Origin of the sequence: Novosphingobium clariflavum, from assembly GCF_026420865.1 — a bacterium.
Classification (GTDB): Bacteria; Pseudomonadota; Alphaproteobacteria; order Sphingomonadales; family Sphingomonadaceae; genus Novosphingobium; species Novosphingobium clariflavum.
This window is the reverse complement of sequence record NZ_JAPCWC010000011.1, coordinates 40,164-63,741: the sequence shown is the minus strand read 5'-3', so window position 1 is coordinate 63,741 and position 23,578 is coordinate 40,164. Positions and strand designations below refer to the sequence as shown.

Annotated in this window: 23 protein-coding genes; 10 read left to right on the top strand and 13 right to left on the bottom strand. The window is 66.3% G+C overall.

The window, feature by feature from the left end:
• Positions 1 to 237 precede the first annotated feature (237 nt).
• Together OKA11_RS14790 and OKA11_RS14785 are read left to right on the top strand one after the other, a co-directional pair.
• A complete protein-coding gene (locus tag OKA11_RS14790; RefSeq protein ID WP_267221783.1) occupies positions 238 to 831 on the top strand; it encodes a peroxiredoxin in 594 nt (197 codons plus the stop codon).
• Between the two features lie 37 nt (positions 832 to 868).
• On the top strand, positions 869 to 1,243 hold the full coding sequence (locus OKA11_RS14785) for an ArsR/SmtB family transcription factor (RefSeq protein WP_267221629.1): 375 nt from the start codon (positions 869 to 871) through the stop codon (positions 1,241 to 1,243).
• A gap of 28 nt (positions 1,244 to 1,271) precedes the next feature.
• Here the strand turns inward: OKA11_RS14785 and OKA11_RS14780 are convergent, their stop codons facing one another.
• A complete protein-coding gene (locus OKA11_RS14780; protein WP_267221628.1) occupies positions 1,272 to 2,867 on the bottom strand; it encodes an amino acid ABC transporter ATP-binding/permease protein in 1,596 nt (531 codons plus the stop codon).
• On the bottom strand, positions 2,864 to 4,108 hold the full coding sequence (locus tag OKA11_RS14775) for an ATP-binding cassette domain-containing protein (protein ID WP_267221626.1): 1,245 nt from the start codon (positions 4,106 to 4,108) through the stop codon (positions 2,864 to 2,866). Before OKA11_RS14775 ends, OKA11_RS14780 begins: the two co-directional genes overlap by 4 nt.
• 435 nt (positions 4,109 to 4,543) lie before the next feature.
• On the opposite strand from OKA11_RS14775, the gene OKA11_RS14770 reads away from it, so the two are divergent.
• From OKA11_RS14770 to cydX, 3 genes are read left to right on the top strand one after another with little or no spacing between them, the layout of a single operon-like run.
• Positions 4,544 to 6,130 (top strand): cytochrome ubiquinol oxidase subunit I, encoded by a 1,587-nt coding sequence (locus OKA11_RS14770; RefSeq protein ID WP_267221623.1) that lies wholly within the window; start codon positions 4,544 to 4,546, stop codon positions 6,128 to 6,130.
• Between the two features lie 13 nt (positions 6,131 to 6,143).
• Complete coding sequence (gene cydB, locus OKA11_RS14765; RefSeq protein WP_267221620.1) at positions 6,144 to 7,292, top strand: cytochrome d ubiquinol oxidase subunit II; 1,149 nt, start codon at positions 6,144 to 6,146, stop codon at positions 7,290 to 7,292.
• 10 nt (positions 7,293 to 7,302) lie between these two features.
• A complete protein-coding gene (gene cydX / locus OKA11_RS14760; RefSeq protein ID WP_267221618.1) occupies positions 7,303 to 7,419 on the top strand; it encodes a cytochrome bd-I oxidase subunit CydX in 117 nt (38 codons plus the stop codon).
• A gap of 271 nt (positions 7,420 to 7,690) precedes the next feature.
• On the opposite strand, the gene OKA11_RS14755 is transcribed toward cydX, so the two are convergent.
• From OKA11_RS14755 to panC, 5 genes are all read right to left on the bottom strand, one after another.
• Positions 7,691 to 8,299 carry a hypothetical protein gene (locus tag OKA11_RS14755; RefSeq protein ID WP_267221616.1) on the bottom strand — a complete coding sequence of 203 codons (609 nt, stop codon included), beginning with the start codon at positions 8,297 to 8,299 and terminating at the stop codon, positions 7,691 to 7,693.
• Positions 8,300 to 8,302: 3 nt separating this feature from the next.
• Complete coding sequence (locus OKA11_RS14750; RefSeq protein WP_267221615.1) at positions 8,303 to 9,670, bottom strand: sensor histidine kinase; 1,368 nt, start codon at positions 9,668 to 9,670, stop codon at positions 8,303 to 8,305.
• A gap of 4 nt (positions 9,671 to 9,674) precedes the next feature.
• On the bottom strand, positions 9,675 to 10,364 hold the full coding sequence (locus OKA11_RS14745) for a response regulator transcription factor (RefSeq protein ID WP_267221613.1): 690 nt from the start codon (positions 10,362 to 10,364) through the stop codon (positions 9,675 to 9,677).
• Positions 10,365 to 10,519: 155 nt separating this feature from the next.
• Complete coding sequence (locus tag OKA11_RS14740; protein ID WP_267221611.1) at positions 10,520 to 11,290, bottom strand: CsgG/HfaB family protein; 771 nt, start codon at positions 11,288 to 11,290, stop codon at positions 10,520 to 10,522.
• Between the two features lie 197 nt (positions 11,291 to 11,487).
• Complete coding sequence (panC, locus tag OKA11_RS14735) at positions 11,488 to 12,345, bottom strand: pantoate--beta-alanine ligase (protein WP_267221609.1); 858 nt, start codon at positions 12,343 to 12,345, stop codon at positions 11,488 to 11,490.
• Positions 12,346 to 12,504: 159 nt separating this feature from the next.
• Here panC and OKA11_RS14730 point away from each other — a divergent pair, with 159 nt between their 5' ends.
• From OKA11_RS14730 to pgmG, 3 genes are read left to right on the top strand one after another with little or no spacing between them, the layout of a single operon-like run.
• Positions 12,505 to 13,317: a division plane positioning ATPase MipZ gene (locus OKA11_RS14730; RefSeq protein ID WP_267221607.1), complete on the top strand. Its 813-nt coding sequence runs from the start codon at positions 12,505 to 12,507 to the stop codon at positions 13,315 to 13,317.
• A gap of 10 nt (positions 13,318 to 13,327) precedes the next feature.
• The gene (locus OKA11_RS14725; RefSeq protein WP_267221604.1) at positions 13,328 to 13,651 is read left to right on the top strand and encodes a J domain-containing protein; all 324 of its coding nucleotides are present in this window, start codon (positions 13,328 to 13,330) and stop codon (positions 13,649 to 13,651) included.
• Positions 13,652 to 13,674: 23 nt separating this feature from the next.
• Entirely contained in the window at positions 13,675 to 15,075 is a 1,401-nt protein-coding gene (gene pgmG / locus OKA11_RS14720; protein ID WP_267221600.1) for a phosphoglucomutase/phosphomannomutase PgmG, read from the top strand.
• A 20-nt stretch (positions 15,076 to 15,095) separates the two neighbouring features.
• Here the strand turns inward: pgmG and OKA11_RS14715 are convergent, their stop codons facing one another.
• The gene (locus tag OKA11_RS14715) at positions 15,096 to 16,397 is read right to left on the bottom strand and encodes an MgtC/SapB family protein (RefSeq protein ID WP_267221598.1); all 1,302 of its coding nucleotides are present in this window, start codon (positions 16,395 to 16,397) and stop codon (positions 15,096 to 15,098) included.
• Between the two features lie 151 nt (positions 16,398 to 16,548).
• On the opposite strand from OKA11_RS14715, the gene OKA11_RS14710 reads away from it, so the two are divergent.
• Positions 16,549 to 19,011 carry a ligase-associated DNA damage response DEXH box helicase gene (locus tag OKA11_RS14710; protein WP_267221595.1) on the top strand — a complete coding sequence of 821 codons (2,463 nt, stop codon included), beginning with the start codon at positions 16,549 to 16,551 and terminating at the stop codon, positions 19,009 to 19,011.
• A gap of 17 nt (positions 19,012 to 19,028) precedes the next feature.
• Here the strand turns inward: OKA11_RS14710 and OKA11_RS14705 are convergent, their stop codons facing one another.
• The 5 genes from OKA11_RS14705 to OKA11_RS14685 all read right to left on the bottom strand — a co-directional run bounded on the left by OKA11_RS14705 (position 19,029) and on the right by OKA11_RS14685 (position 22,262).
• A complete protein-coding gene (locus tag OKA11_RS14705; protein ID WP_267221593.1) occupies positions 19,029 to 19,448 on the bottom strand; it encodes an ExbD/TolR family protein in 420 nt (139 codons plus the stop codon).
• A 198-nt stretch (positions 19,449 to 19,646) separates the two neighbouring features.
• Complete coding sequence (locus OKA11_RS14700) at positions 19,647 to 20,081, bottom strand: ExbD/TolR family protein (RefSeq protein ID WP_142636806.1); 435 nt, start codon at positions 20,079 to 20,081, stop codon at positions 19,647 to 19,649.
• Between the two features lie 23 nt (positions 20,082 to 20,104).
• Positions 20,105 to 20,638 (bottom strand): ExbD/TolR family protein, encoded by a 534-nt coding sequence (locus OKA11_RS14695; RefSeq protein ID WP_267221591.1) that lies wholly within the window; start codon positions 20,636 to 20,638, stop codon positions 20,105 to 20,107.
• Between the two features lie 109 nt (positions 20,639 to 20,747).
• The gene (locus tag OKA11_RS14690; RefSeq protein WP_142636810.1) at positions 20,748 to 21,521 is read right to left on the bottom strand and encodes a MotA/TolQ/ExbB proton channel family protein; all 774 of its coding nucleotides are present in this window, start codon (positions 21,519 to 21,521) and stop codon (positions 20,748 to 20,750) included.
• A 72-nt stretch (positions 21,522 to 21,593) separates the two neighbouring features.
• Positions 21,594 to 22,262: a TonB family protein gene (locus tag OKA11_RS14685; RefSeq protein ID WP_267221589.1), complete on the bottom strand. Its 669-nt coding sequence runs from the start codon at positions 22,260 to 22,262 to the stop codon at positions 21,594 to 21,596.
• A gap of 392 nt (positions 22,263 to 22,654) precedes the next feature.
• Here OKA11_RS14685 and OKA11_RS14680 point away from each other — a divergent pair, with 392 nt between their 5' ends.
• Positions 22,655 to 23,512, top strand: a complete 858-nt coding sequence (locus OKA11_RS14680) for a hypothetical protein (RefSeq protein ID WP_267221587.1) — start codon at positions 22,655 to 22,657, stop codon at positions 23,510 to 23,512.
• Positions 23,513 to 23,578: the final 66 nt, after the last annotated feature.

Sequence of the window (23,578 nt, the reverse complement as noted above, 5' to 3'; positions counted from 1 at the left end):
CGCCTCGCAGTTTCAGTCGGCCCACAGGCGATCATGCGTTGTGGTGCGACTTTCATTTACGAAACTGGGCATAGTGACGGGATGAATTCCAGCGCCTGGGCGGAATTCCGTGCGAATGCACGAAGTGTCGTTTTCCGATTGAGCATAATCCTGTAAGCGTTCGTTCCGTAAATCGTGTGGAGGATCGCCTTGGACAGTCAGGAGCCGCTTTTGCAGCCGCTGCGTATCGGTGAAAGGATGCCGCGCTTCGTGGCTCGCAGCACGCAAGGGCCCTTCGATCTTGATGCCTATCGCGGAGAGTGGCTGATCCTGTTTTCCCACCCCGCCGACTTCACCCCTGTCTGCACCAGCGAAGTGCTGGCGCTTGCGCGTGCGGCCCCGCAATTCGAGGCGCTGGGCTGTCGTCTGGCCGGGCTTTCTGTCGATAGCCTCTATTCGCATCTCGCCTGGATTCGCCTCATGCGAGACACGACGGGAGTGGCGATCAATTTCCCCATCATCGAGGATCCGACGATGGAGATCGCCCGGGGGTTCGGCATGGTCGGGGCAGGCGCGCATGATTCCGCGACGGTTCGGATGACCTATTTCATCGATCCGGACGGGGTGCTGCAGGCGCTCAACAGCTATCCACTGACCGTGGGGCGTTCGATCCCGGAAATGCTGCGGCTGCTGACCGCGCTGCAAGGCGTGGGCGAGGGCGCGGGGCTGGCGCCGGCGGACTGGCAGCCGGGAGACGCCTTGTGGCCGGTTCCCGCCGAGACGGCGGAAGCGGCGCTGGCCAGCGCAGGGCCCGCAGCCTGGTTCTACGCCCCTCAGGGCAAGGAGGGCTGACATGGAGCCGGAAGGCGTACCCCCTGGCGGGGAGAGAATGGCGATCGAGCACATCGCCGAATTGCTGAGGGCGCTTGCCCATCCCCTGCGTTTGCAGATTTTGGACGCGGTGTGCGCAGCGGAACTGTCGGTGGGGGAGATCGAGGAGGTCACGGGCATTGGCCAGCCGGGCCTCTCGCAGCAGTTGGCCGTGCTGCGAAAGGCGGAGCTGGTGGTGACCCAGCGGACCGGCAAGCAGGTGTTCTACCGCGTTGATGGTGAACGCATGCAGGTGCTCGCGCACTATCTCGGTGGGCGGCTGGGAGGCGCCGGCCCGGCGCTTCCTGCCGGTGGCGGCGACTCGGCGGCGGCGGGCGAGACGGCGGTCACCGTGAGGGGCGGCGCGGCAGGCTTTGCGCGGGTCCTGAGGTGATCTGGACGGCGGATAACCCGTTTACGACCTAGCTGAGTGCGCGAACGTCGATCCGCGAATCGCACAGGACAAGTGGTGCAGGGCGGTGCGAAACGAGGACGAGGCCCGTATCCGACTGTGCCAGCCAAGTGGACAGGGCAGTTACCAGCGCCGCTTCCGTCTGCCCGTCAAGCCCTTCGGTGGGTTCGTCCAGCAGCAGCCAGGGGCGATTTGCCAGCAGCGCGCGCGCGAGCGACAGGCGTTTGCGTTCGCCGCCTGACAGGATTCCGCCTGCCTCGCCAATGGGGGTGGCAAGGCCGTGTTCACTGCGTGCGATGCGGTCCTTGAGCTGGACCACTTCCAGCGCGGCCCACATTTCCACCTCGCTCACGCCTGGGCGGGCCAGTCGCAGGTTGTCGGCGACCGTGCCGATCAGGAGCGGTGCATCCTGCGGCGCCAGCACGAACTGGGCGGAGAGGCGGCGCGCCGTGCACTGGTCGACCGGGGTGCCGGCCACGGTCAGCGGTACGGTTGACGCGCGCATTCCTGCCAGGGCCAGCAGCACCCGGGTCTTGCCCGAGCCGGAAGGGCCCGTGAGGGCGATTCGCGAGCGTGCAGGAAAGTCGTGATGGCCGATGCCGAGCACTGCGGGCGGTGCCGATTCCTGCGGAGACAGCATCGGGTCGAGCGCGATGATCGCGGCAATCCGGTCCAGTCCGGCGTGGAGCGAGGCGCGGCGCAGCAGGCTGCGGGCGAAGCCTCCCATGGCCTCGACAGCAGCGGCGGTTGCCAGCATGGCCAGTGCGACAATCGGGGCAGGCGCTGCTGCGAGCAGCAGGAGACCTGCCATCGCGAGGGCGCCGTAGACTGTCATAAGCCCGCCTTGCAGCGCTTCGGCGCGGAACAGGGCGCTGCGGGCGCGATCGAGCTTGCGGGCCAGCGGCTCCAGCTCTCCGAACGCTCTTTCCGCGAGCCCGTAAGCGGTGATTTCGGCGCGCGAGGCGGCAAGGTCGATGTATCGGCTGCGCAAGTCGCCAAGCGCTTCGGCGGCCTGTTGTGCCGGAGCCCGGGTGAGCGCCGCAGAGATGCGGCCGAACAGCAGCGGCAGCAGGCCCAGCGCGGCCAGGAGGAACAGCAGGGCGGGAAGTCCGGCAAGGCTTGCCGCGACGAGCCCCACGGCCGCCGACACCAGCGCCGCGTGGCGCGCCGGCTCGCGGATGACGAGGTCTTCCAGCGCGGCGACATCGTCGATGAGGCGGGAGGCGGCCTCGCCAGGAGAACTGTCGGCAGCCTTGCGGCTGTCTTGTGCGGCCAGCTTGTCGAACAGCGATCCGCGCAGGTCCGCCATGCTTTCCAGGGCGACTTTGTGCGAGAGCAGCCGCTCTCCATAACGGGCCAGCGTGCGCACGATCGCCATCAGGCGAATGAGGGCGCTCGGGATCAGGTAGTTGAAGGCGGCCACGGTGATGGCGCCTGCCGACCCGGCCAGGGCCGCTCCGGTCAGGAACCACCCCGAAACCCCCAGGAGGCCGATCGCCGCCACGGTCGCAAACCCGGCGCAGAGGCTGGCGAAGAGCAGTCGCCGGCGGGGCAGGCCGGCAATGGCGAGGGGATTGTCGGACGGGGCGGAAGCGGAGGCGTTCACAGCGCGATCTCCTGCCGGGCGGCGGCCGTCATGGCGGGATCATGGGTGGCCACTAGGATGCAGCGGCGGCGCGACAGGTCGCGCAGCAAGGCGACGATGGCGGCGGCGGAGGCGGTGTCGAGGTCGGCGGTCGGCTCGTCGCAGAGCAGCAGTGGACGACCCGAGAGGATCGCGCGGGCGAGGCCGATGCGCCGCCGTTCGCCGCCCGAGAGACCTGAGCCGCCATGGTCGATCGCCATGTCGAGGCCGCCGCGCCGGGCCAGCATGGGGCCGAGGTCGACACGATCGGCGACCGCGAGGATCTCCTCGCGGGGGGCATCGGGGGCTGCCAGCGCCAGGTTTTCGCCCAGCGTTCCCGTCAGCAGCAGCGGCCGCTGGGCGGCCCAGGCGATCTGGCTGCTGACCAGCGGGGCACCGACCAGGTCGCATATCTGGCCGGAGATGGGGGCGACTTGTCCGGCGATGGCGGCCAGCGTGCTGGTCTTGCCGCTGCCGGTGGGGCCGGTCAGCGCGACAAGGTCGTGACGGGACAGGCTGAAATCGAGTGGGCCGACGCTGATGCCGGGGAAGGCCAATGTCAGGTCGGCGACGCGCAGGCCGCTGAAAGGGGGGAGGGCGTTTGCCGGAAGCGGGCTGGCCGGCAAGGCATCGCGCAGCGGCTCAAGCGCCGTTTCGGCGGCCTCGCCCAGTTGCTTCTCGTGATAGGCGGCGGCGAGGCGGCGCATCGGCAGGTAGAATTCCGGGGCCATGGCCAGAACAAAGAAGGCGGGCACCAGCGTCAACGTTTCCGGCGCGCGGAACGGCAGCAGGCCGAGCAGCGAGAAACCGCAATAGACCGCCACCAGCGCGATCGAGAGCGCGGAGAAGAACTCCAGCACGGCGTTGGAGAGGAAGGCGGCGCGCAGGACAGAAACCGTGCGATTCGCAACTTCGTGGGTGGCATCGCGGACCTGGCGCGAGATGCGGGCTTCGGCGCCGAAATGGCGGATCAGCGGGAGATGCGTGAGACGGTCGACAAACAGGCCGGACAGTGCGGCCAGGGCTGCCAATTGCCGCTCGGACGCCCGGCGCGCGGCAGTGCCGGCAAGGATCGAGCCCAGCACGAAGGGCAGCAGCGTTGCCAGCATGATCAGCGCGGCGACCCAGCTCGCCGGTGCGACGATTGCCGCCACCACCAGCGGGCCGATCACGGCATTGAGGCGTACGGGCGAAAAGCGGACATCGCGATTCTCGATCGCCATGGTATGGTCCAAGGCAAGTGTGGTGCTTTCTCCGATGCTTAGCGGCTTCGAAAGGCGCGATCCAAGGAGGGAAGTCCACAAGCCGCGGCGTCGCTCGCGGCTGTTTGCCTGCGCGGCAGCCACGGCGTGGCGGTCAAGAGCGAAGGCGGAAATGGCGCGCAGGCACGCTCCTCCCAGGATGAGCGCGGCCGGTGCGAGCAGCGGGGCCTGCGTCGCGACGTGTCCAACGCCGCTGGCGAGCCCCCAGGAGAGGACGGCGGCCCCGGCAATATCAAGCAGCCAGGGTACAGTCAATTTGACATAGATCAAATTAAAGAAACCATGTAAGTATCGTTTGACAGCCCTCTTGGGCGGGCCTAACGCGACCCTACGAAACCAACCTGCCCGAGGCAACCTCTCTCTCCCTCTCGGGCCGCTAAAAAGGCGGGATTCGACATGATCGACATGGCAGTTGTTGAATTGTCCCGGTTGCAGTTCGCCCTCACGGCACTGTACCATTTTCTCTTTGTACCCCTGACCCTTGGCCTTTCCTTCATTCTCGTAATTATGGAAAGTGTTTATGTGATCACGGATCGCCCCATCTGGCGGGATGTGACCCGCTTCTGGGGCAAGCTTTTCGGTATCAATTTTGTCCTCGGCGTGGCCACCGGCCTCACCATGGAGTTCGAGTTCGGCACCAACTGGGCCTACTACTCGCACTACGTCGGCGACATCTTCGGCGCTCCGCTGGCGATCGAGGGCCTGATGGCCTTCTTCCTCGAGGCGACTTTCGTGGGCCTGATGTTCTTCGGCTGGGACCGGCTTTCCAAGCGCGGCCACTTGCTGACGACCTTCATGGTCGCGCTCGGCTCGAACCTGTCGGCGCTGTGGATTCTGGTCGCCAACGGCTGGATGCAGCACCCCGCCGGTGCGGTGTTCAACCCCGAGACGATGCGCATGGAAGTCTCGAACTTCAAGGACGTGATCTTCAATCCGGTCGCGCAGGCGAAGTTCGTGCATACCGTGAGCGCAGGTTACGTCTGCGCCAGCCTCTTCGTGCTGGGTGTTTCGGCCTATTATCTGCTGCGTGGACGTCATCTGGAGCTTGCCAAGCGCAGCTTCACGGTGGCGGCGGCCTTCGGCCTTGCCTCCTCGCTCTCGGTCGTCGTGCTGGGTGACGAAAGCGGTTATGCGGTTTCCGACAACCAGAAGATGAAGATGGCGGCGATGGAAGCCATGTGGGAGACCGAAAAGGCTCCTGCCGGGCTCACGCTGGTCGGCTTGCCGTCCAACGAGAAGCACCAGACCGCTTACGAGATCCAGGTCCCCTATGTTCTCGGCCTGATCGCCACCCGCAGCCTGTCGGGCGAAGTGACCGGCATCATCCCGCTGGTCGAGCGCGCCGAACAGCGCATGCGCACCGGTATCGTTGCCTATGACGCGGTCGAGAAGCTCAAGGTCAACCGTAACGACCTTGCCGCGCGCGAAGCATGGGAGCGCAACAAGGACGATCTCGGTTACGCCCTGCTGCTCAAGCGCTTTGTCGCCGATCCGCGCCAGGCTGATGCCGCGACCATCACCAAGGCGGCCTGGACCACTGTTCCCAACGTGCCCGCGCTGTTCTGGATGTTCCGCGTGATGGCGGGGCTGGGCTTCTTCTTCATCGCCTTCTTCGCCACCGCCTTCGCCTTCTCGGTCCGCCGCCGCTTCAACGCCAGGTGGTTCCTGCGCGCCGCGGTGCTGGTGATGCCGTTGCCGTGGATCGCGATCGAAGTGGGCTGGCTGGTTGCCGAACTCGGGCGTCAGCCCTGGGCGGTGGACGGCGTGCTGCCGACCTTCCTGGCCGCATCGAGCCTGACCGTGCCGCAGATCTGGACCACCATCATCGGGTTCACGCTGCTCTATGGCACTATGGCGGTGATCGAGGTGAAGCTGATGCTGGCGACGATCCGCAAGGGTCCGGAAGTCTACGAGGGCCATGAAGGCGCGCCGGTTCGCGAACGCGCACCTGCCAGCACCTTCACTGCCATCCCGGCCGAGTAAGCAGGAGGCAAGAATGTCCATTCCCTTCGACTATGAAACGATGCGGGTGATCTGGTGGCTGCTGATGGGCGTGCTGCTCATCGGCTTCGCCCTCACCGACGGTTTCGACCTGGGCTCGGCCTCGCTCCTGCCCTTCGTCGGCCGCAGCGATGCCGAGCGCCGCATGGTGATCAATGCCATCGGTCCGACCTGGGAAGGCAACCAGGTCTGGTTCATCCTGGGCGGCGGCGCGATCTTCGCGGCATGGCCTTACGTCTATGCCGTCAGCTTCTCGGGCTTCTACATCGCGATGTTCCTGGTGCTGGCGGCCTTCATCCTGCGGCCCGTGGGCTTCAAGTATCGTTCGAAGAAGTCCGATCCGGCCTGGCGTTCGCGCTGGGACTGGGCGCTGTTCGTCGGCGGTTTCCTGCCCTCGCTGGTGTTTGGTGTGGCGGTCGGCAACGTGCTGCTGGGCGTGCCCTTCCGGCTCGATAGCGACATGCGCAGCTTCTACGAAGGCACGCTGCTGGGCCTGTTCACGCCCTTCGCGCTGCTCTGCGGCGTGGTGTCGGTGGCGATGATCGTGCTGCACGGTGCCGGCTGGCTGACGCTCAAGCTCGAGCAGGGGCCGGCACGTGACCGTGCGCAGCGTTATGGCCAGGTCGCGGCGCTGGTGGCCTTTGTGCTTTACGCCCTTGGCGGCGTCTGGCTGGCGATGGGCGATCTTGGCTACCAGTTGATCGGCAACGTCGATCCGCAGGGGCCGTCGAACCCGCGCTTTGCCGAAAGCGCCCACGTTGCCGGAGCATGGCTGGCCAACTACGGCGCGCATCCCTGGATGATCCTGGCCCCGGCGCTGGGCCTGGCCGGGCCGCTGGTGGCACTGGCGGGCATTCGCGGGCGCAAGGACACGCTGGTCTTCGCCGGTTCCTCGCTGGCGAACCTGGGCATCATCGCCTCGGTCGGCCTATCGATGTTCCCGTACATCCTGCCCAGCTCGATCGATGCGCGCTCCAGCCTGCTGGTGTGGAACGCTTCGTCCAGCCACACGACGCTGTTCATCATGCTGCTGGTGACGGTGATCTTCCTGCCGCTGGTGCTGACCTACACGGCTTGGGCCTACAAGGTCATGTTCGGCCGCGTGACCGAGCGTGAAGTGGGCATGAACCCCGACTTCTATTGAGGAAGCGACTATGTGGTACTTTTCCTGGATCCTTGGCGTCGGCCTGGCGGTCGGCTTCGGTATCATCAACGGGGTGTGGCACGAGTTCCACACCGATCCGGCCGACGAGAAGACGGTCCTCGACTGACGTCATGACAGCGGCGGCGCTCCACCAGGGAGTGCCGCCGTTTTCCTGTGGGCCTCCCCTCATGCACGGCGACGTGGATGGCAACCTCGGGGCCGACCGCGCGGTCGCTTCAGTGGCGCTGCGAATAGCGCTCCATTCCCATGATCATGCCGTCTTCGGCCACTTCGGCGCTACCCGCGCAAGGGATGGTGTTCGGCCTGGCCGCGGACCTCACGGGAAATCGGGAGACCGTCATCGATCAGTTCGCTTCGCGGCGACCCGGTTCCCGTCGTCAATCGACCACGAGGTAGTAGTTGGCCAGATACTGGCCGCCGTTGTGGACCTCGATCCGGTAGCGCTGGGTAAACAGTGGCACCCAGTTGCAGGCCGGTCCGTCCCTGCCGGACTGGCAGACGATGCGCTTGTCGCCGTCGGTTACGCGCAGGCTGACGGGCTTGCCGCCTTGCGTGGCGACCGAGACGCTGGCCTTGCGGCCGGAGAGGAACACCTGCTCGAAACTCTCGCTCTGGCCGGCCGGGACTTTGCCGAGCCGGTAGCCGGGGCCGAGCGGGCTACCGCGCAGCGGCGAACCGGCGGGGGCGACGGTGCTGCGCCACTCGGGCACGGGGTCGGCGCCGGTCCAGCCATCCAGCGGATGGGCGCCGGACCGATCGATCACGCCGAGCGCGCGGGCCAGGGTCTCGCTGTCGCCGCCGTCGCGGGCGGCCTGCGCCTGGGCAAGTGCCTCCGCCACGCGCTGTCCGGAAGTGAGGGCGGCGGCATGGGCGCTGGGTGCTAGTGACGTCATGGCGGCAACGCTGCCGACCAGGCTAGCGGCCAAACAACCGGCCAGACAACCGGCAACGGGCAGGCAGAAACGCAGGTAACCAGTCTTGCTCACGGGCTATCGCCTGGCTTGCGGGGCAACCTTGAAGCAGGCGCCGCGCGTGGAGGGCAGGAGGGTGATTTCAAGCTGGTGACGCTCGGCAATCGCCCGGCACAGCGCCAGCCCGAGGCCCGCGCCGTCCTGCGTTCCGGGCTCGCTGCCGCGGGCGAATTTGTCAAATATCTTTTCGCGATCGGCCAGGGGGACGCCGGGACCGTCGTCGCAGACCGTCAGGCTGGGGCCGGGCGCGAGCCGAAGTTCGACGGTGCCGCCGACCGGCACGAACTTGAAGGCATTGTCGAGCAGGTTGGTGATGAGGCGGGTAAGCTGCATTTCCTCCCCCTCGACCATGACGTCGGGGGCGATCGCCAGTTTCAGGGTATGGCCCGATTCCTCCGCGCTGTCGGCGTAGAGTTCGCCAAGCCGGAGCGCGAGGGCGCTGAGGTCGACGGGGGCAAGGCCGTGGCGGTCGCCGCGGCGGGCCTGGCTGGCGGCAATGTCCAGCAGCGATTCGAGCATGCGCACGATGTGGCGGATTTCCAGCCTGGCATCGGCGATCCGCGCCGCGGTTTCCGCTTCCGGTGCGGCGGCCAGCGCCTTTACCAGCCGGTTGTCCAGATGCATCAGCGGGGTGCGCATCTCGTGGGCAAGCTGATCGGTCGTCTCGCGCTGGGCGCCCGCGAGGCGGCCCAGCCGGGCAAGCGCTTCGCTGGAATGGCGGGTCAGTTCGTCGATCTCGTCACGGTCGAGCGAACCCTTTTCCAGCCGGGCCAGCGCTTCCTCGTCGGGATGGCGGAAGGCGGCATTGATGCGCTCGATCCGCGTGCGCAGCCGGTGCGCGGCGGTCATCCCGATCAGCGCCACCGCCAGCGTCGCCAGCAGGCCGCCGGTCACGTAGACCAGCGCCACTTGCCGGCGCAGCGCGTCGATGTCGTGGTCCTCGTGGGCCACCAGCAGCCTGAGGTCCGGGCCAAGCTGGGTGGCGCGCGCAAAGGCGCTGCCGCCGGGAAGGGCAATCGGACCCGATTCCGAAACCCCGGCATGAAGCCCGGGCCACTGGCGCAGGTCGCCCGCCAGGCGCCGACCTGCCGTGTCTGCCAGCAGGTAATGCGCCAGTTGGCCGTCGCGCGGTTGCAGGGCGATGCGATCGGCGATCCGCCGTGCCAGTTCCTCGCGTCCGCCGCTGGCGTGGATATCGACCATGCCGGCAAGATCGAGGTCGACCGCACGTTCGAGCGCGATCTGGTTGGTATTGCGGATGGTCGCGTCGGTCAGCAGCCAGAGGCAGGCGGTGATGGCGGCGGCGATGATGATCGCCCAGAGCACGGTCCGCGCGAAGATCGAGCGGTGGAAGCGGGTCGGCGGCGCGGTGGACTGGTGCGGCACGCGCTTATCGGCGGCCGTCGAGCAGGCGATAGCCCGAGCCCCAGATGGTTTCGAGGGCCGGCCCGTCGAAGCCTTCCTCCAGCTTGCGGCGCAGGCGGCCGATGTTGACGTCCACCACGTTGGTCTGCGGGTCGAAGTTCATCTTCCACACGTCGCGCAGCAGCATCTCGCGGGTCAGGACTTCACCGGCATTTTCCATGAAGTAGCGGAACAGCTCGAACTCCTTGGGGCTGAGCGCAAGGTGGCGGTTCTCGCGAAAGGCGGTGCGGGCCTTCACATGGCATTCGAAGGCACCGTAGAGGATCACCGCGCTATGCGTGCGGCCCGAGGCCCGCCGGTGCAGCGCGCGCAGGCGGGCGAGCAGTTCCTCGGCCTCGAAGGGCTTGGCCAGATAGTCGTCGGCACCGCCATCGAGGCCTTCGGCGCGGTCGGAGCTGCGCCCCAGCGCGGAGAGCATCAGGACCGGCGTGCCGACCCCCGATTCGCGCAGGCGCTCGAGGATCGTCAGCCCCTCCAGGTCGGGCAGCATGCGGTCGAGGATGATGACGTCGAAACGCTCCACCCCGGCGAGCTTGAGCCCGTCCTGCCCATTGGCCGCCCAGGTCAGGGCCAGGCCTGCCGTTTCGACGACCTCGCGCACCTGCTGGGCGGCGCGGGCATCGTCTTCGATGTAGAGGATGCGCGCGGCGCTCATGATCCCGTGCGCCGTGCCTGTGATGCCGAATTGCCTGTCAAAACCTGAGCCCCGTGATGACGGGGCCCCGGCATGGGCCGGGCCCCCGATCAGATAGCCATTGGCGGATGGGATTTCCGCTGACAATGCCTGTTATAGCACGAAACTTCAGGATGTTACTTCGCCGGCGGGGCTGCTGCCGAAGCGTTTTCGGGAAGTCCGCCGAGCTGGGTGACCAGCTTGGTATAGGCATCGAGGTAGGCGAGCACGATGATCTGGCCGATCTGGGTGTTCTGGTAGCCGCCGCCACCGACCCCGCCGAAGGTGCCGCCGAAGAAGCCGCCGCCACCCGCGCCGAAGCTGACGTCGGACTTGCGGGCATACCCCTCGGTCAGCGCTTCCTCGACCGTGGTGCGTGAATTGACGATCGAGAGGGTGACATTCGCCTCGCCCTTCTTGATGTTGAGGCCGCCGGCGATCGCGCCGACGCCGTGGCCGAACAGGCCGCCGACCCCGCCGAGCACGCCGCCGATGCCGCTGCCGCCCGAATTGTTGTTGGTCGAGACGATGTCCGGCTGGAGGAAGTAGTCCGCCGCCTTGATCTGGCCCTTGCCGATGTTGGAGCCGCCCTGCAGCTCGCCCTGTTCGGCCAGCGCGCGTTCCATTGCGCTGTTCTGGAGCGAACGGCCGCGATTGACGAGGGTGAAGCAGCGCGACTGCTGCACGAAGACGCGCAGGATCGCCTCGGGACTGCCGAGGTTGAACTCGCGCCACCACTGGTTGTCAGGCTCGATGATGGCGACGGTGCCGAGATTTTTGCGGCAGACGGGAATCTGTCGGGTGCCATTGTCCTGGGCCTTGCGGGCCGATGACCGGTCTTCCGCAAAAGCTGCAGGAGCGCTTGCCATGATGGCAAGCGCGGCGAGCGCACATGCGAACGTTTTCATCGTTCTGGTCCCTCCGTTACGCCGCTCGGGGAATTGCCGCTGCGGCGATCTGGTTTCCGGCCGGTATACGGGCGGTATTTGGCCGTTTCACTGGAATAGTGTCGGCGCCAGACCTTAAGATGGAATCGATTGCGGGCAAATGACTAATTCTGTCAGATTCGATCCTTGAAGCCGGCGTCCATGCACCGAAGGGAGCATCAGCGCGGGGCGACCGCCATGTTGTCGATCAGCCGGGCCTTGCCGATCCGGGCGGCAACCAGCAGCCGCATCGACCGGTCGGAGCGGGCATCGAGCAGGGCGAGGTCGTCCGCGTCGCGCAGTTCGGCATAGTCGAGCGAGGCGAACCCCCCGGAAAGCAGGGCCTTTTCGAGGTCCGCGAGCGCATCGGCAACGCGGGTGTCGCTTTCGATGGCGGCGATGGCGGCCTTCATCGCGGTGGGCAGGGTGACCGCGGCGGCGCGCTGCTCGGCGGTGAGGTAGGCATTGCGCGAGGACCGGGCGAGGCCATCCGTCTCGCGCACGGTCTCGACGCCGATGATGGCATCTGCATGCGGCTGGGTCAGGTCGAGGTCACGCGCCATGCGGCGGATCACCGCGAGCTGCTGCCAGTCCTTCTCGCCGAACAGGGCGACGTCGGGCAGGACCTGGTGGAACAGTTTGCACACGACCGTGGCAACACCGTCGAAATGACCGGGGCGCGCGGCGCCGCACAGGCCTTCGGACACACCCGTGACCGAGATGTTGGTGGCAAAGCCCTGCGGGTACATCGCCTCCACGGTAGGCGCCCAGATCAGTGCCACGCCTTCGGGTTCCAGCAGGGCGCTGTCGCGCTCCAGCTGGCGCGGATAGGCGTCGAGATCCTCGTTGGCGCCGAACTGCAGCGGGTTCACGAAGATCGAGACGACCACGTGATCGGCGTGCTTGCGGGCCTCGCGCACCAGCGTCAAATGGCCTTCATGAAGCGCGCCCATGGTCGGCACGAGCGCCACGGTCCCGGTCTCGCGCAAGGTCGCGACGGCACGCCGCAGTGGATCAAGGCTGTGGACGGTTTGCATTGGGGGTGGCTGCTCCGTTAGAATGGACTTGACCGGTTCTCGCGCCCGCCCTTAGCGCCGGCGTGCCCCGGGCGGCAATTGATATCCGCTTCCGGTGGAAGCAGATCGGTATTCGCCAGTCAGGCAGGACCGGCGGCAACAGGGAAAGCGACAGGGTCCGTGACAACGCATCGCATCGTCTTCGCCAATGAAAAGGGCGGCACCGGCAAGTCCACGACGGCGGTTCATGTCGCCATCGCACTGGCCTATCAGGGCGCCAAGGTGGCCGCGATCGATCTCGATCCGCGCCAGCGCACGCTCTACCGCTATCTCGAGAACCGCATGGAGACCGAGCGCCAGCGCGAGATCGCGTTGCCCGGCGCCCGTTTCGCGGTCTACGACGGTGAGGATATCGACGAACTCGACGATCTCGCCGAGCAGATCGCCGAAGGCTACGATTTCCTGATCTTCGACACTCCGGGCCGCGACGACCAGTTCGCGCGCCACGTTGCCGCCACTGCCGACACGCTGGTGACGCCGCTCAACGACAGCTTTGTCGACTTCGACCTGATCGGCCAGGTGGAGAGCGATACCTTCCGGGTGAAGAAGCTCTCGTTCTATGCCGAGCTCATGTGGGAAACCCGCAAGAAGCGCGGCCTCAAGACCATCAACGAAGGCCGCCGCGAGCTGGACTGGGTGGTGGTGCGCAACCGTGTCCAGCACGTCGAGGCCAAGAACATGCGCCGCCTCGAAGGCGCGCTCAAGGAACTGTCGAAGCGCGTGGGCTTCCGCATCTCGCCGGGCCTGTCGGAACGCGTCATTTTCCGCGAACTGTTCCCCTCGGGCCTGACCCTGCTCGACAAGGGCCACCTTGGCGAACTGGGCACCAGCCATCTGGTTGCGCGCCAGGAACTGCGCGGCCTCGTGGCCGGGCTCAACCTGCCGATGCCCGCGCGCCGCGAACCACAGCTTGCGCTGAGCGACGAGGGCTGAAACCGGCGTCATGAAGCTGCTCTGGATCCTCGCGCTGGGCTGCATCGCCTGCAAGATGCTGACGGGCCGCTGGCCGTGGAACTTCCTGGGCTACGACTGGCCGGCCTCCGGGCCGCGCAAGCAGTCCGGCTTTGCCCGGATCCACGCCGAGGCGCAGGCGCGGGCTCTGCTGGGCCTGTCCGAAGGCGCCAGTCGCGAGGCGATCCTCGAGGCGCACCGCAAGCGGGTGGTCCAGGTCCATCCCGATCGCGGCGGCTCGAACGAGAAAGTCCATGAAGCCAATGCCGCGCGCGACCTGCTGATCGGCGCGCTGGAGCGGGGCGCGGGGTCCTGAGCGGAAGCGGACAGGGCGGGGCCATGCAGGGCTACCGCATCGACCCGACGGTCCTGCGCGAATACGACATTCGCGGTGTGGTCGGCGAGAAGCCGGAAGGCAACCTTGGACCCGGCGATGCCCGTGCCATCGGCCGGAGCTTCGCTACGCTGGTGCGGGCGGAGGGCGGCGGCAAGGTCGTGGTCGGGCGCGATGGCCGGCTCAGTTCGCCGATGCTGGAAGCGGCTCTGGTCGAAGGGCTGACCGCCAGCGGCGTCGACGTCGTGCGGATCGGGATTTCGAGCAGCCCGATGCTCTATTTCGCCGAACTGTCAGCCGAAGATGTGCAGGGCGGCATTCAGATAACTGGCAGCCACAATCCCGCCGATCAGAATGGCTTCAAGATGGTAATGGCGGGTCGGCCCTTTTACGGGGCGGCGATCCAGCGGCTGGGGGAACTGGCCGCCGCCGGGGAATGGAGCCGCGGTGCCGGCCGCATCGAAGACCGCAGCGTCATCGATGCCTATGTCGAGGGCATGCTGGGCGCCCTTGCCGACTTGCCCGCCGACCGTCTTGCGGCGCTGAAGATCGGTTGGGATGCGGGTAACGGTGCCGCCGGTCCCGTGCTCGAACGATTGACCGCGCGATTGCCTGGCGAGCATCATCTTCTCCACACCGATGTTGACGGGACCTTCCCCAACCATCACCCGGATCCGAGCGAGGAGGCCAATCTTGCAGACCTGCGCGCGCTCGTCGCGGCGAAGAAGCTCGATTTCGGAGTGGCCTTCGATGGTGACGCCGATCGTATCGGGGTGATCGACGGGCAGGGGCGGGCATTGGCCGGGGATCAGTTGCTGCTGATCTATGCCGAGGATGTCTTACGCAAAAACCCGGGGGCTCGGGTGATTGCCGACGTGAAGGCCTCGCGCGTGCTGTTCGATCGGGTCGCGGTGCTGGGTGGGGTGCCGGACATGTGGAAGGCCGGGCACGCGCTGATCAAGTCCAGAATGAAGCAAACCGGCGCCGTGCTGGCGGGTGAGATGACCGGGCACATGTTCTTCGCGGACGACTATCACGGCTTCGACGATGCCTTCTACGCGGCGCTGCGCCTGATCGCGGCCACCTTGCGGCTGGATCGCAGCGTCGCCGAATTCCATGACGCCATGCCGCAGCTGGTCTCCACGCCCGAACTGCGCTTCGCGGTTGGGGAAAGCCGCAAGTTCGCGGCCATCGAGGAAGTGCGGGGACGACTGGCCGAGGCGGGCGCCGAGGTGGTCGCGGTCGACGGGGTGCGGGTGACGACGGCGGACGGTTGGTGGTTGCTGCGTGCGTCGAACACCCAGGCCATGCTGGTCGCACGGGCCGAAAGCGAAACGCCCGAAGGTCTGGCCCGGCTGGTCGGCGAGATCGACCGGCAACTGGCGGCCTCGGGGCTGTCGCGCTGATCGCGGGTGATGCCGTGAGGTCAGGGGAGGGCCAGCGCGGCGATGCCGATCCCGGCGGCGCTGGCGATGAGCGGCAAGGCCGCGACCCGCCCCCGGCGCCATCCCGCCAGGCTGATCGATAGCCCTGCCTTGAACAGGGTGTTGAGCGCGACGGGAACGGCCAGGACCAGTCCTGCGGTTCGCGCGTCGAGCGACTGTCCGGCCAGACCGCCCATCGTGATGATCGCGGAATCGACATCGACGCTTCCCGATATCGCCAGCACGACCGCAAGGCCGCGTTCCCCGAAGGTGTTCAGAACCCAGAGCGAGGCGACCGTCAGGACCATGACGAGGCCAGCCAGCATCAGCGCCGGTCCGATGTCGAAGGGATTGCGCACCGGCATGTCGCTCGATGACGGTGTGGGCACTGGGAGGGCTGGCGATGGGGAGGCTGGCGCGGCCGTGCGGGTGCGGTGCAGCAGCCAGCCCGCAGCGACCAGCGCGATCACCAGGCCCGGTACGACCAGGCGTGCGAACGTCGGCAAGGCGACGGGGGCGAGGGCGCTTGCCAGCAGCAGGACACGCACGAACATGATGGCCGAGGCACAGGCGATCCCTGCAGGCAGCGCCGCATCGGCGTCGCCGGCCTGTTTCATCCGGCTGGCGAGCGAGGCGGTCACCGCGGTCGAGGAGACCAGCGATCCGGCGGCGGCGGTGGCGATCACGCCGCGCGTGGAACCCAGCACCCGGGCGGCAAAATAGCCGGCGAAGGAGAAGCCGGAAACCAGCACGACGATCAGCCACAGCTTGCGGGGGTTCCAGGCCTGATAAGGGCCGAACGGCTGGTCGGGCAGGAGTGGCAGGATGACCAGCGCGATCAGCGCGAAGCGGGCGATCGACAGCACTTCGCGCTGGCTCAGCCGGTCGATCCAGCCATGGAGCTGATCGCGCAAGGTCAGCAGCAGCACCATCACCACGGCAATGGCCGTGCCGGTCAGCCGCTGGCCGAGGCCGACATAGAAGCCGCTCGCCAGGGTCAGCAGTGCGACCAGGGCGCCGGTGCCGCTGACCGTTGCATTGATCCGGCTGCCCTTGAGATAGCCGATCAGCACGAGCAGCGCGGCGGCGGCAAGGACGATCGCGGCCGGACCGGGGGCCAGGCCAAAAAGCTGACCGGAGATGCCGCCGGTCAGCCCCATCAGCGCGAACGTGCGCACGCCTGCAAAGCGCGTCCCGGCAGCCTGTTCGCGCAGCACCCAGCCGCGCTGGATGCCGACCAGCAGCCCGAGCGCCAGCGATACGGCCAGCAGGGCGAGATGGGATTGCGCAAGTTCGGTCGACATGATCGGTCGGCGGCGGCCTTGCCTTTCGTGACATGGAAACGGTCATCGTGGCGGCAACCGGCGGTCCAGGCAACTCTTCGTTTCGGCGGACTTTTCTCGGCGCGCCGGCTATGCTCCAAGGGATGGTGATGGTTGTGAGACGAACCTGGGGATGACGCCCGCGCTGCCTGCCGAAATTGCCGCCTGGTTTGCCGCGCGTGGCTGGCGGGTGCGGCGCCACCAGGCCGAAATGCTGGCGGCCTCCGATCGCGGCAACCACGCGCTGCTGGTCGCCGATACGGGGGCGGGCAAGACGCTGGCGGGGTTCCTGCCGACGCTGGCCGATTTCTGCCCCTCGCGGCTGGACGGCGGCCCGCCGCCCGAGGGCTTGCACACCATCTACGTCTCGCCGCTCAAGGCGCTGGCGCACGACGTGCAGCGCAACCTGTTGGCGCCGGTCGAGGAAATGGGCCTGCCGGTCCGCATCGAGACGCGCAGCGGCGATACCCCGTCCGACCGCAAGGCCCGCCAGCGCGCACGGCCTCCGCATATCCTGCTGACGACGCCGGAATCGCTTTCGCTGCTGCTGACTTATCCCGAGGCGGGGGAGCTGTTTTCCGGGCTCAAGCGGATCGTCGTCGACGAGATCCACGCCTTTGCCACCGGCAAGCGCGGCGATCTGCTGGCCCTGTCGATGGCGCGGTTGCAGGCCTTGTCGCCGGGGCTCCGGCGGGTAGGCCTGTCGGCGACCCTGGCCGATCCCGACGGGTTCCGCGGCTGGCTGGCACCCTGGGGCGACATCGAGGCGGTGGAACTGGTCGAGGGCGAGGAGGGGGCCGAACCCGAAGTCTCGATCCTGCTGCCGCAGCAGGAACGTATCCCATGGAGCGGTCATGCCGCGACCTGGGCGATCCCGCAGCTCATCGCGCTGATCGCGGCGCACCGCACGACGCTGATCTTCACCAACACCCGCTTCCTGGCCGAATACATCTTCCAGGAACTCTGGAACGCCAACGAGGACAACCTGCCGATCGGCATCCATCACGGCTCGCTGTCCAGGGAGGCGCGGCGCAAGGTGGAAGGCGCGATGGCCGAGGGGCGGCTTAGGGCCCTCGTGTGTACCGCCAGCCTCGATCTAGGTGTCGATTGGGGGGACATTGACCTTGTCGTGCAGATGGGGGCGCCCAAGGGCTCCTCGCGCCTGCTCCAGCGCATCGGGCGTGCCAATCACCGGCTGGACCAGCCGAGCAAGGCCATGCTGGTGCCGGGCAATCGCTTCGAGTTTCTCGAGGCTTTCGCCGCGCAGGAAGCGGTGCGCGAGGGGCAGCGCGACGACGAGCCGTTCCGACCGGGCGGTCTTGACGTCCTGGCCCAGCACGTGATGGGCACCGCCTGTGCGGGGCCGTTCCGGGAAGCGGAACTGGCGGCGCAAGTGCGGTCCTGCTCGGCCTATGCCTGGGTGGACGACGCCTGTTTCGCGCGGGTCCTCGAATTCGTCGCGACCGGGGGCTACGCCTTGCGGTCCTATGACCGGTTCCGGCGGATCGTGCGCGAAAAGGATAGCGAATCGGGCTGGCGCTGGCGGCTCACGCACCCCGAACATGCCGCGCGCCACCGCCTCAACGCCGGGATCATCGTCGATGCCGAGATGCTGGAGGTGCGCTTCCGTAATGGCCGCTCGCTGGGCAAGGTCGAGGAAGGTTTCGGTGCCAGCCTGAAGGCGGGCGACACCTTCCGGTTTGCCGGCATGGACCTCGAGGTCGAGGCGCTGCGCGAACTCGAGTTGATCGTGCGCGCTGCGAAACGCTCGGCGACGATCCCCAGCTACATGGGCCAGCGCATGCCGATCTCGACCCATCTTGCCGACCGGGTACGGGCGATGCTGTGCGATCGCGCAGGCTGGGCGCGGTTCCCGGACGACGTGCGCGAATGGCTGGAAGTGCAGGACTGGCGTTCGCACTTGCCGGCACCGGGACGGTTGCTGGTGGAGAGCTTCCCGCATCAGGGCTGCGCCTATACCACCTATTATACGTTCGAGGGCTGGCCGGCGAACCAGTCGCTCGGCATGTTGATTACCCGGCGCATGGAAGAGCGCGGGCTGGGGCCGCTCGGCTTTGTCGCCACCGACTATGCGCTGGTGGTCTGGGGGCTGCGGCCGGTGGAGGACCCCGCCGCGCTGCTCTCGCCCGATATCCTGACCCACGAATTTGTCGACTGGGTCCAGCAGTCCTACCTGCTGCGCCGCGCCTTTCGGGAGGTGGCGGTGATTTCCGGTCTTGTCGAGCGCCAGCAGCCCGGCACCCGCAAGTCGGGCCGGCAGGTCACGTTCTCGACCGACCTGATCTACGACGTGCTGTGCAAGTACGATCCGGATCACCTGTTGATCGAGGCAGCCTGGGCCGATGCCCGCGCGCGCATGACCGACGTTGCCCGTGTCGCTGATGTGCTCGACCGGGCTGCGAAGGAGGTGGACCATGTCCGTCTGGACCGGATCAGCCCGCTTTCGGTGCCGGCCCTGTCGATGATCGGGCGCGAATCGCTGCCGGCAGGATCGGCGGACGTGGATCTGCTGATGGAGGCGGAGAGCCTGGCCTCGCTGGCGATGCGGGTCGATCCGCCCGCCAGCGAGGACTGAGATCTTGCAACGGCAGTCTATTGTTCGAAGTGGCCGAAGCGATCGTTGTCGACGAACCCGAAATTGGTGACCCCTGATGCCTTTATGGCGGCAAGCACTTGTGCGGCGCGGTCGTAGCTGGCGCCGGCGTCGGGCCGGAAACGCAGTTGCGGTTCGGTCGGCATCCGGGTGGTGCTGTAGAGCAGTTTGGCCAGTTCGGCGCTTTCCACCGCCTCGCCGTTCCAGCGGATCGTTCCATTGGCGTCGAGAGAGACGGTGTTCTGCAGCGGCTGCACCGCCCGGGTGGCTAGGTCCGAAGGCAGGTCGATGGGAACAGAGTTGGTGGCAACCGGGATGGTGATCACGAACATGATCAGCAGTACCAGCATGACATCGATGAGCGGGGTGGTGTTGATGGTGCTGATCGGGGTTTTTGAAACGGCCTCTCCAGTGGTCATGGGCAAGTCCTCTCGATCGGGTCTTTTCCGCACTGGCATGAGATCTAACGCGAAACCCTCAGGGCTCCAAGTGAACATCCTGTCCGCGCGCCGACTTGGAGGCGGCTACGGATCGCGGACATAGCAAGCGGACATAGAAAAAGGGGCGGATTTCTCCGCCCCTTCCTTGGTCCCGAAGGTCCTGTTCGCGCTTTCGGCTTACTTGCCGAAGGTGCTGAACTGTTCGTTGCCGACGAAGCCGAACTTGGTCACGTTCGCAGCCTTGATGAGCTGGAGAACCTGAGCCGAAAGTTCGTACGACGCCTGCGGTTCCGGCTGGTACTGCAGTTCGGGCTCGACCTTGTAGGTCAGCGACTGCGCCAGCAGGTTCTGCAGGGTGCCCTGGTCGACGGCATTGCCGTTCCACAGGATCCGCGCATCCGCGGTGAGCACGATCTTGTTCTTGATCGGGTCCACCGGCGGCGGGTTGTTCGTCGGAGGGGTTGCAACCGGCAGGTCGATATCGATCGAGTTGGTCGCAACCGGAATGGTGATGATGAACATGATGAGGAGAACGAGCATGACGTCGATCAACGGCGTCGTGTTCATTTCCATCATCGGCGCGCCATCGTCCTTGCCGCCTGACATTGCCATGGAATGTTACTCCTTCTCGAACGTCAGGCGTTCGGGTCGACCGGGTTGGAGATGAAGCCAACCGTCGGGTAACCCGCAATCTGAACGTTGTAGATCGCGCCGGCCACGCAACGCCACGGGGCGTTCACGTCACCACGGATGTGGACCTGCGGGACCAGATCCGGGTTGTCCTTCAGGGCTTCCGGACCACCAGCACGCTTCACGATAGCGTCGAGACGCTTGAAGGCCTGGTCGTAGAGTTCCTTGGAGGTAACCGGCGTGATGTTGTTGAAGTAAACGCGGCATTCGCCATTGCGCGAAGCGCCCTGGTAGCCGGGTTGACCTGCGCTGCGACCCGCATCGTCGGTGGTCGTGACAGTGAGGAGGAGGTTCTCCACCTTGTCCTTCGATTCTTCCGACTTGATGATGGGGATCTTCAGCTTTTCGATCGTCTGGATCGCGACCGGGACCGCGATCAGGAAGATGATCAGAAGCACCAGCATGACGTCGACGAGCGGCGTCGTGTTGATGTCGGACATCGGTGTTTCGGCACCGCCTCCGCCCGAGGATATCGCCATAGTCTTATCCTATTCCTTGCGTTGCCCTGGGGAGGCGGCGGACGCAGCCTGCGCCGCCACCTGGGTTCCCCGTGGGCACGCCGCCCTGAAGCGGCGTACCCCGTGCTGCTTACGGCTTGGCCGGAGCAGCAGCCGGCTTGGCCGGAGCAGCGGCGGGCTTCGCCGGGGCAGCAGCAACTGCGGGCTTCACAGCGCCCTTCGAGTTGATGTTGGCAAGCAGGTCGCTCGAGAAGCCGGTCAGCACTTCGGCGATGCGCTTGTTGCGGCTCTGCAGGTAGTTGTAGGCGAGAACGGCGGGAACGGCGACGATCAGGCCGAGTGCGGTCATGATCAGCGATTCACCGACGGGGCCGGCAACCTTGTCGATCGAGGCCGAACCGGCGATGCCGATCGCGATCAGGGCGCGGTAGATGCCGACGACGGTACCGAACAGACCGATGAACGGAGCGGTTGCACCGACGGTGGCGAGGAAGGGCAGGCCCTGGGCCAGGCGCGAGTTGATCGAGGCTTCCGAACGCGCGAGCGAAGCGTGCATCCAGTCATGGGCTTCGAGCGAGTCGGTCATCTTCGAGTGCTGTTCTTCAGCAGCGATGCCGTCGTCGACGATCTGGCGCCATGCGCTGTTCTTTTCCAGCTTGGCAGCGCCTTCACGAAGGGTCGGGGCCTTCCAGAACTGGGTGCGGACGGCACCGAACTGGCGCATGATCTTGGCCTGTTCGAACCACTTGGTGAAAAGGATGTAGAACGAACCGAACGACATCACGCCCATGATGATCACGGTCGCGTACGAAATGAAACCACCGGCCTGAAGGGCTTCGACGAAGCCGAACTTGTTCTGCGGCGCGGCTTCGCCAGCGGCGGCAAGGATGTCAACGATAAGCATGCGAATTACCTCTCAAGAAGAATGCAGGATTTGGCGGGACCCAGCGTCTGGTGGTCCCGGCCGTGCCGTGGATTAACTGAGCTTGTAGACGATCGACGTCGCGAAGGAGCCGCTGGTCGGGTTACCCGCGTCATCAAGAGCGGGGTTGAAACGACCGAAACGGTTCATACCTTCACAGGCGGCGGAATCGAGCTCGGGGCTGCCGCTGGAGCTGGTGACGGTGCAGCTCGAAACACGGCCATCGGGACCGATGCTGACACGCACGCCAACACGACCTTCACGTTCTTCGCGCAGGGCCTTTGCAGGATATTCCTGGTTGAAACGCTGGGTCCAGTTGCCCTTGACCGAGGCGCCACGTGCCTTGGAGGGAGCCGGGGGAGCCGGGGGAGCCGGCGGGGCCGGAGCGGCCGGAGCCGGGATCGGCACCGCAGGCAGCGGAACCGGCGGCGCGGTGTTGACGGTCGTCACCGGCGGCGGGGCCGGGGCGATGTTGATAGGCGGCGGCGGCGCCACGATCGGCGGCGGCGGCGTATCCTGCTGCTTGGGAGGCGGCGGCGGGGGCTCTTCCTCCTTCGGTTTCTCTTCCTTGATGTCGACTGTGGTCACCTTGTTGATGACCTTTTGCGCGGCTTCGTATGCCAGACCCGTGACGAGTGCATAGCCTACAAAGACGTGAATCAGCGCGACAATGACAAGCGCGGTAATCTTGTTACCGCTCATTTGCTGGTCAGCGTAAGCCATTCAAACGCATCACTCCATTACCAAGCCCAGAACCCGCCCGGGTGCGGGACAGGTCCAAAGGCGCCCATGGCCCGCCCCGTGAGGAGAGGTCCATGACGAAACTCCAAATTACCCACCCTGACGGCTAACAGTCTGCCGATCCGTAAACGATGCAACGGGCTGGCGAACCGCGGGGCATTTTCGTTTTTTTGCCCCATTTTGCGAGTTTCCTTAGCGGTACCGTTGCTCCTGTGCAACGCCTTATCGGCAGCGGAACCGTTAACGCCCGATTCAGGGCATATAAGTTCCAAGGGTAAAAAGGGGATTTTGTCTGAGGAATGCGGCGACGAATTTGTGCCGCATGTCCCTGGCGGCTATGGCCAGCCCCCAACGTTTCCCAGAGTGAGACATCGATGCCTGCGAATCCGACCCGCGTTGCCCTCAGACTGGCATGCCTTGCCCTTGCGGCGCAGACGCTTCCAGCCCATGCGCAAGTGCAGGCCGGTGTGGCCGCGCCGACGCGCGGCGAGCCGACTTTCGCGGATGTCGCCGATCTTGCCGATTCGTCGGCTCTGGTGGTACGCGCGACGGTCCGCAAGATCGTGCGGGTCGAGGATGCCAGGGCGCCGGGGCTGACCCCGGGCATGGGCCGTTTCTACATCAATGCCCAGACCGTGGCCTTGCTGACGGGCTCTTCGCCGATCGGCGAATCGATCGCCTATTTGGTTGACCTTCCGCTCGATTCCCGCGGCAAGCCGCCCGCGCTCAAGAAGCAGGACGTGCTGCTCTTTGCCCGCGCCGTGCCCGGCCGTCCGGGCGAACTGCAGCTGGTCACGCCGACCGCCCAGCAGGTCTGGAGCGAAGCGGCCGATGCGCGCCTGCGCGGCATCCTCAAGGCGCTCATTTCGCCCGATGCGCCGGCGCGAATCACCGGCGTGCGCGAGCTGCTCTATGTCCCGGGCAATCTGGCCGGGCAGGGCGAGACGCAGATTTTCCTCAACACCGCCAATGGCTCGGCAGCGTCGATCACCGTCGTTCGCGCGTCCGGCGCGGCCCCGGCATGGGGGGTGTCGTTCTCTGAACTCGTGGCAGACGTCGGCCATCCGCCGCAGGCCGACACGCTGGAATGGTACCGCCTGGCCTGCTTCCTGCCGGCCAATCCGCCCCCGCGCGCCAATGTCTCGGAAGGTGTCGAGGCGATGCGTCAGGCCGCTGCCGACTACCGCCTCGTGCTTGTGCAACTTGGTGGTTGTCATCGTAATCTTCGCTGAGCCCGGGGGAAGAGGCGTGAAGGTACTGGAATTTCGCGTGCGGCTCGCTTAGGGCCCGCACGCGAA

Coding starts and splice junctions, on each gene's coding strand:
- OKA11_RS14695 (WP_267221591.1), bottom strand. CDS start 20,638: ATGGCGATATCCTCGGGCGGAGGCGGTGCCGAAACACCGATGTCCGAC.
- OKA11_RS14740 (WP_267221611.1), bottom strand. CDS start 11,290: ATGAAAACGTTCGCATGTGCGCTCGCCGCGCTTGCCATCATGGCAAGC.
- cydB (WP_267221620.1), top strand. CDS start 6,144: ATGTCCATTCCCTTCGACTATGAAACGATGCGGGTGATCTGGTGGCTG.
- OKA11_RS14705 (WP_267221593.1), bottom strand. CDS start 19,448: ATGACCACTGGAGAGGCCGTTTCAAAAACCCCGATCAGCACCATCAAC.
- OKA11_RS14710 (WP_267221595.1), top strand. CDS start 16,549: ATGACGCCCGCGCTGCCTGCCGAAATTGCCGCCTGGTTTGCCGCGCGT.
- OKA11_RS14745 (WP_267221613.1), bottom strand. CDS start 10,364: ATGAGCGCCGCGCGCATCCTCTACATCGAAGACGATGCCCGCGCCGCC.
- OKA11_RS14775 (WP_267221626.1), bottom strand. CDS start 4,108: ATGGCGATCGAGAATCGCGATGTCCGCTTTTCGCCCGTACGCCTCAAT.
- OKA11_RS14700 (WP_142636806.1), bottom strand. CDS start 20,081: ATGGCAATGTCAGGCGGCAAGGACGATGGCGCGCCGATGATGGAAATG.
- OKA11_RS14680 (WP_267221587.1), top strand. CDS start 22,655: ATGCCTGCGAATCCGACCCGCGTTGCCCTCAGACTGGCATGCCTTGCC.
- OKA11_RS14715 (WP_267221598.1), bottom strand. CDS start 16,397: ATGTCGACCGAACTTGCGCAATCCCATCTCGCCCTGCTGGCCGTATCG.
- OKA11_RS14725 (WP_267221604.1), top strand. CDS start 13,328: ATGAAGCTGCTCTGGATCCTCGCGCTGGGCTGCATCGCCTGCAAGATG.
- OKA11_RS14685 (WP_267221589.1), bottom strand. CDS start 22,262: ATGGCTTACGCTGACCAGCAAATGAGCGGTAACAAGATTACCGCGCTT.
- OKA11_RS14790 (WP_267221783.1), top strand. CDS start 238: ATGCCGCGCTTCGTGGCTCGCAGCACGCAAGGGCCCTTCGATCTTGAT.
- pgmG (WP_267221600.1), top strand. CDS start 13,675: ATGCAGGGCTACCGCATCGACCCGACGGTCCTGCGCGAATACGACATT.
- panC (WP_267221609.1), bottom strand. CDS start 12,345: ATGCAAACCGTCCACAGCCTTGATCCACTGCGGCGTGCCGTCGCGACC.
- OKA11_RS14690 (WP_142636810.1), bottom strand. CDS start 21,521: ATGCTTATCGTTGACATCCTTGCCGCCGCTGGCGAAGCCGCGCCGCAG.
- OKA11_RS14770 (WP_267221623.1), top strand. CDS start 4,544: ATGATCGACATGGCAGTTGTTGAATTGTCCCGGTTGCAGTTCGCCCTC.
- cydX (WP_267221618.1), top strand. CDS start 7,303: ATGTGGTACTTTTCCTGGATCCTTGGCGTCGGCCTGGCGGTCGGCTTC.
- OKA11_RS14785 (WP_267221629.1), top strand. CDS start 869: ATGGCGATCGAGCACATCGCCGAATTGCTGAGGGCGCTTGCCCATCCC.